At 67.5% G+C, this 5,981-nt stretch carries 4 protein-coding genes and 1 pseudogene; all 5 read left to right on the top strand.

Translation table 11 applies throughout. The features are described 5' to 3' along the window. Positions 1-371: 371 nt before the first annotated feature. The gene (locus RIF68_RS24355) at positions 372-1,556 is read left to right on the top strand and encodes an ROK family protein (RefSeq protein ID WP_309053432.1); all 1,185 of its coding nucleotides are present in this window, start codon (positions 372-374) and stop codon (positions 1,554-1,556) included. Between the two features lie 83 nt (positions 1,557-1,639). After that, positions 1,640-3,379 (top strand): alpha-glucosidase, encoded by a 1,740-nt coding sequence (locus RIF68_RS24350; RefSeq protein ID WP_307653494.1) that lies wholly within the window; start codon positions 1,640-1,642, stop codon positions 3,377-3,379. A 43-nt stretch (positions 3,380-3,422) separates the two neighbouring features. Next, complete coding sequence (locus RIF68_RS24345) at positions 3,423-4,739, top strand: ABC transporter substrate-binding protein (protein ID WP_307653495.1); 1,317 nt, start codon at positions 3,423-3,425, stop codon at positions 4,737-4,739. Between the two features lie 109 nt (positions 4,740-4,848). Next, on the top strand, positions 4,849-5,742 hold the full coding sequence (locus tag RIF68_RS24340) for a sugar ABC transporter permease (protein ID WP_309053431.1): 894 nt from the start codon (positions 4,849-4,851) through the stop codon (positions 5,740-5,742). 2 nt (positions 5,743-5,744) lie between these two features. Beyond that, positions 5,745-5,981 (top strand): annotated as a pseudogene (locus tag RIF68_RS24335) (hypothetical protein); the annotation flags it as partial.

The following is a 5,981-nucleotide window of genomic DNA, read 5'->3' as shown; positions in this document are numbered from 1 at the left end:
TCATTTCTTCCCCGTGTCAACGAAATGAACAAGATTCGCAGCCGCTCACCCCTCCCCGTGGCCGAACCGAGGCCCCAGACCGGGACTTCTTGCACAGGAAGCAGGCACCCGAGGCGCGATCACGGTTGCGTAACACGCTGTTTTCTTTCTTGACGCACGAAAACTGGGGGGACAGACTCCCGTCATGTCCAGCCGGCCCGGGCACCGGGCCGACGCCCGGAGCAAGGCGGGAGGGGAACACGATGATCTTCCTGGCTCTGGTTGTGCCACGGTTTCGGCGTCATGGACGACGGCACGCACCGCATCGGGTTCGATGGAGGCCGACCGGACAGACCAGCCCTTGACCGACTACACCTTTGGAGGCGCGCGTGATGAGCCCGTCCAAGATCCGCTTTTCGGAGCTTGTCGGTGAGCAGACCCGGGCGGAGATCTTCGCGACCGTCCTCACCTCGGGCCCCATCTCGCGCACCCAGCTCGCCCAGCGCCTCGGTCTCGTCCCCTCGAGCGTGACCCGGATGCTTCCCCCGCTCCTGGAGCACGACTACCTGCGCGAATCGGACGCCGCTCCCCAGGGGCGGGGCCGGCCGCAGAAGATGCTCCACGTCAATCCGGACAAGCACATCGTCGTCGGCACGAAGATCGGTCCCGCGCAGGTCTCCGGAGTGGTCACCGACATGGCGGCCAACGTCCTGGCCCGCGCCGAGGAACCGATCGCCGACTGCACACCCGAGACCGCCCTGTCCGCCGCTGCAGCCCTGACCAGCAGGCTCCTCTCCGAGGCGCCCGAAGCGGCGGACAGGGTACTGGGGCTGGGCGTCGGGGTCAGCGGACACGTCGATTCCGACTCCGGCATCTGCCGCTACTCGGCCCTGCTCGACTGGAACAAGGTCGACGTGGCCGGCCCGCTGCGCGAGGCGACTGGTCTCCCGGTCGTCGTGAACAACGACGTCAACACCCTCGTGGTCGCCGAACGCTGGTTCGGGCAGGGCCGTGACGTCGACTCCTTCGCCGTCGTCACCGTCGGCCCCGGCATCGGCTGCGGCCTGCTGCTCGACGGGACCCTGTTCTCCGGCGCCACCGGCCTGGCCGGAGAACTCGGGCATCTGCCCCTCGACCCCGCGGGCCCGATGTGCAGCTGCGGCCGCCGCGGCTGCCTGGAAGCTCTCGCCGGGGACCGGGCGGTCCTGCGCCACCTGCAGGACGCCGGTATCCCCTGCACCAAGATCTCCGAAGCCATTGACCTCGCCCGATCGCCCGCAGGCGGGTCCGCCCAGGCGGTCGCCCGCTCCGCGTTCGCCGAAGCAGGAGCCGCCCTGGGACGAGGACTGGCCGGCATGTGCAACCTGCTGAACCTGCAAAAGATCATCATCGCCGGAGAAGGAGCGGTCGCCTACGACCTCTTCGGCCCGGCAGCGTCCCAGGCGCTGGAGACGCACGCGTTCTCCACGGCTGCCCGCGACTGCGACATCCACGTCGACCCTGTCCGCCACGACCTGTGGGCCCGAGGCGCCGCCTGCCTCGTCATCCGTGACGCGGTGGGCGCGGCCATCTCCTGACCCACACCGCCGGCCACCACCACGGCCTGCCCAGCCCCTCACTCTTCACTTTAAGTAACCGATCACACACGATGAGGTTTGACGTGCCGGAAAACGTAGTCAGCCCTGCCGACTCCTGGTGGAGCAACGCGGTGGTCTACCAGATCTATCCGCGCTCCTTCGCCGACTCCAACGCGGACGGCATAGGCGACCTGCAGGGCATCATCGAGCGCCTGGACTACCTGTCCGAGCTCGGCGTGGACGTGCTGTGGCTCTCCCCGGTCTACCCCTCGCCGCACGACGACAACGGCTACGACATCAGCGACTACCAGGACATCGACCCGCTCTTCGGCACGCTCGCCGACTTCGACCGGCTGCTGGCCTCGGTGCACGAGCGCGGCATGAAACTGGTGATGGACCTGGTCGTCAACCACACCAGCGACGAGCACGCCTGGTTCACCGCCTCCCGCGACGGCGGACCAGGCGGAGCGCGGCGCGACTGGTACATCTGGCGCCCGCCGCGTGAGGGCATGGAGCCTGGAACGCCGGGAGCGGAACCGAACAACTGGGAGTCGTGGTTCTCCGGTCCCGCATGGACGTACGACATCGCCAGCGGCGAGTACTACCTGCACACCTTCTCCCGCAAGCAGCCCGACCTGAACTGGGACAACCCCGAAGTCCGCCAGGCCGTGTACGCGATGATGCGCTGGTGGCTGGAGCGCGGGGTCGACGGCTTCCGCATGGACGTCATCAACCTGATCTCCAAGGACCCGGCCCTGCCCGACGGAATCGTCCCCGAAGGCGCCCGCTACGGTCTCGGCCACCCCTACTACGTGTGCGGCCCCCGCATCCACGACTACATCGCCGAGATGCACCGCGAGGTCTTCGACCGCCACCCCCGCCGGCTGCTCACCGTCGGCGAGATGCCCGGCGTCACGGTGGAGGAGGCCAAGCTCTTCACCGACCCCGCCCGCCGCGAACTCGACATGGTCTTCCAGTTCGAGCACGTCGGGCTCGACCAGGGACCCGGCGGCAAGTTCGACGTCCGGCCCCTGAAACTGACCGACCTCAAGGCCAGCCTCGGCCGCTGGCAGACCGGCCTGGGCGACACCGGCTGGAACAGCCTGTACTGGAACAACCACGACCAGCCCCGGGTGGTCTCCCGCTTCGGCGACGACACCCCCGCCTACCGGGACCGCTCCGCCAAGCTGCTGGCCACCGTCCTGCACCTGCACCGAGGCACACCCTTCGTCTACCAGGGCGAGGAACTGGGCATGGCCAACGCCCCGTTCACCTCCATCGACGACCTGCGGGACATCGAGTCCCTCAACCACTACCGCGAGCAGACCGCGCACGGAACCGATGCCGACGCCGTCATGCAGGGGCTGCGGCACCGCAGCCGGGACAACGCCCGCACCCCCATGCAGTGGGACGCCACCGAACACGCCGGCTTCACCGCCGGCACGCCGTGGATCGCCGTCAACCCCGATCACACGGATGTCAACGCCAAGGCCCAACTCGCCGACCCGGAATCGGTCTTCCACTACTACCGGCGCCTGATCGGCCTACGGCACACCGAGCCCGCCCTCACCCACGGCGACTTCCACATGCTCCACCCCGACCACGAACAGCTCTACGCCTTCACCCGCCACGACGCGGACCGGGGCACCGAACTGCTCGTCCTGGCCAACTTCAGCGGCACCGACCTCACCGTCGACCTGCCCGACGGCTGGGAGCACAGCGAAACCCTGATCGCCAACGTTCCCGCCACCAACCCGCTCACGCAGCCGCACACCCTGCAGCCGTGGGAAGCACGCGTCCACCGCCGCCGCACCACCAGCTGACACCGCCCGCCCTTGCCGCAACGACGCACACCAAGGAACAGCCATGAACATCCCACGCACCCGCTCCACCCTTCGCAGAAAGCCGCTCCTCCTCGCGGTCACCGCCCTGGCCCTGCTGGCCCCGCTGACCGCCTGCGGCGGCTCCGACGCCGCCGAGGGCGACGGCAAGACCCTTCGCCTGTGGCACTACGAGCAGGAGGACGGAGCCCTGAGCAAGGCATGGGACGCGGCCATCGCCGAATTCAAGAAGACCCACCCTGACGTCAAGGTCGTCTTCGAGCGCAAGACGTTCGAGCAGATCCAGCAGAACGCCGGCATGATCCTCAACTCCGACAAGGCGCCCGACGTCATGGAGTACAACAAGGGCAACGCCACCACCGGACAGCTCGCCAAGCAGGGCCTGCTCACCGACCTCACCCCTCTCGTGAAGGAACACGGCTGGGACAGGAAGATCAGCGAAAGCGCCTCCGTCACCGCCCGCTACAACGACAAGGGCGAGATGGGTGGCGAGAAGTGGTACGGCATACCCAACTACGGTGAGTTCGTCCTCACTTATTACAACGACGACCTGTTCAAGAAGCACGGTGTCGACAAGCCCACCGACTTCGCGAGCTTCGAGGCCGCGCTGGCGAAGTTCAAGGCCGCGGGCGTCACCCCGCTCGCCAACGCCGGCAACGACCACCCCGCCAGCCACTGGCTCTACCTGCTCGCCCTGTCCAAGGCGAACAACACCTGGGTCGACAACTACCAGCGCTACCTGGGCAAGGTCGACTTCCACGGCCCTGAGATGGCCTACGCCGTGGACAAGTACCAGGAGTGGCTCGACAAGGGCTACTTCGACAAGAAGGACGTCGGTCTCAAGGGCAGCGACATGGTGGAGCAGTTCGTCTCGCAGAAGCGGCCCATCATGGTCGGCGGCAACTGGTGGTTCGGCAGCCTGACCACCGACATCAAGAACTTCCAGTGGTCCACCGCCGCCTACCCGGGCAGCGAGAGGACCCTCGGGTCCGGCGGCAACAACTGGGTCATCCCCACCAAGGCCAAGAACAAGAAGCTCGCCGAGGACTTCATCGCCATCACGATGTCCGACAAGATCCAGAAGCTGATCGGTGAGGAAGGCAACGTCCCGCTCGCCGCCAAGCCGGCCGACATCACCAACCCCAAGTCCCGCCAGCTGACCGAAGCCTTCGCGCAGACCCAGGAGAACGACGGCCTGGCCTTCTACCCCGACTGGCCCGTCGCCGGCTACTACGACACCTGGGTCGCCGCCACGCAGAACCTCATCAACGGCGGCAAGGCCGACTCCGTCCTCGACGAGCTCGCGGCCCCCTACGAGAAGTACGTCGCGACCAGGCCCTGACGTTCCCGCCCCGGCCGGCACCTCGTCGCGCCGCCGGCCGGTAACCACGCGTTCCGGGGACGGCTGCCGGGCCCGCCGCCGCAGCCGTCCCGCCCAACCAGGAGCAACAGTGAAAACCAAACGTCACCCGCGGTCCACGGGCTATGCCGTCTTCCTCGCGCCGGGCCTGCTGCTGAGTCTGCTCTTCCTCGTCGTCCCGCTGGTGATGACCTTCTACTACAGCCTGACGGCGTGGCAGGGCATCGGCGACCCCACCTTCACCGGCCTGGACAACTACACACGCCTCTTCCAGGACGCCGACTTCTGGGCCTCCTTCCGCAACATCGCCTTCGTCATCATCGGCATCGCCGTCGTCCCCACCCTGCTCGGCCTGTTCCTGGCCGCGCTGCTGTTCGACTACATCGGCAAGAAGCACGGCGACGGCATCGTGGGCATCTTCCGTTCCGGCCTCTACCTGCCCCAGGTCATCCCCGTCGCCGTCACCGGCCTGATGTGGGGATGGATCCTCGCCCCCGAAGGCGCCGTCAACAGCGTCCTGGACACCGTCGGCCTCGGCTCCCTCGCCGAGAACTGGCTAGGAGACCCCGACCTCGCCCTCTGGGTCGTTCTCGGCGTCCTCGTGTGGATGCAGCTCGGCTACCCGCTCGTCCTGTTCATGTCCGGCCTGCAGCGCATCGACCCTGAACTCTACGAGGCCGCCTCGCTCGACGGCGCCTCCTGGTGGCAGCGCTTCACCCGCATCACCGTGCCCATCCTGAGGCCCGAGGTCTACGTCGTCCTGGTCACCACGACCATCGCCGGCCTGAAGGTCTTCGCCCAGATCTTCGTCCTCACCGGCGGCGGCCCCGGAAACTCCACCCTCGTCCCCGCCTACTTCGCCTACCAGAACTTCTTCGAACGCGCCGACGTCGGCTACGGCTCCGCGATCTCCAGCACCATCACCCTGCTCGTGCTGATCATCGCCGGAACGATGCTCACCCGCCAGGCTCGCGAGGACGGATGACCATGACCACCGACACCACAGCCCCCGTCACGTCCCGGGTCAAGAAGACAGACATCCCCGGCCCTGCCGCCCCCACGGGTTGGCGCAGGAACAACGCACCCCGCAAGCGCAGTGCGGGCTCCTACGCAGTCCTTGCCGCGGTCACCGTCTTCGTCCTGGCCTTCCTCGCCCCGTTCGCGATCATCCTGCTCAACTCCTTCAAGACCAGCGCCGACTACCGGACCAACGGGTCACTGTCC

It is taken from the genome of Streptomyces sp., from assembly GCF_031178505.1.
In the GTDB taxonomy this organism is placed as follows: Bacteria; Actinomycetota; Actinomycetes; order Streptomycetales; family Streptomycetaceae; genus Streptomyces; species Streptomyces gulbargensis.
The sequence above is the reverse complement of the archived record's forward strand: the minus strand, read 5'-3'. Positions and strand labels throughout refer to the sequence as shown.

Coding starts and splice junctions, on each gene's coding strand:
- RIF68_RS24355 (WP_309053432.1), top strand. CDS start 372: ATGAGCCCGTCCAAGATCCGCTTTTCGGAGCTTGTCGGTGAGCAGACC.
- RIF68_RS24345 (WP_307653495.1), top strand. CDS start 3,423: ATGAACATCCCACGCACCCGCTCCACCCTTCGCAGAAAGCCGCTCCTC.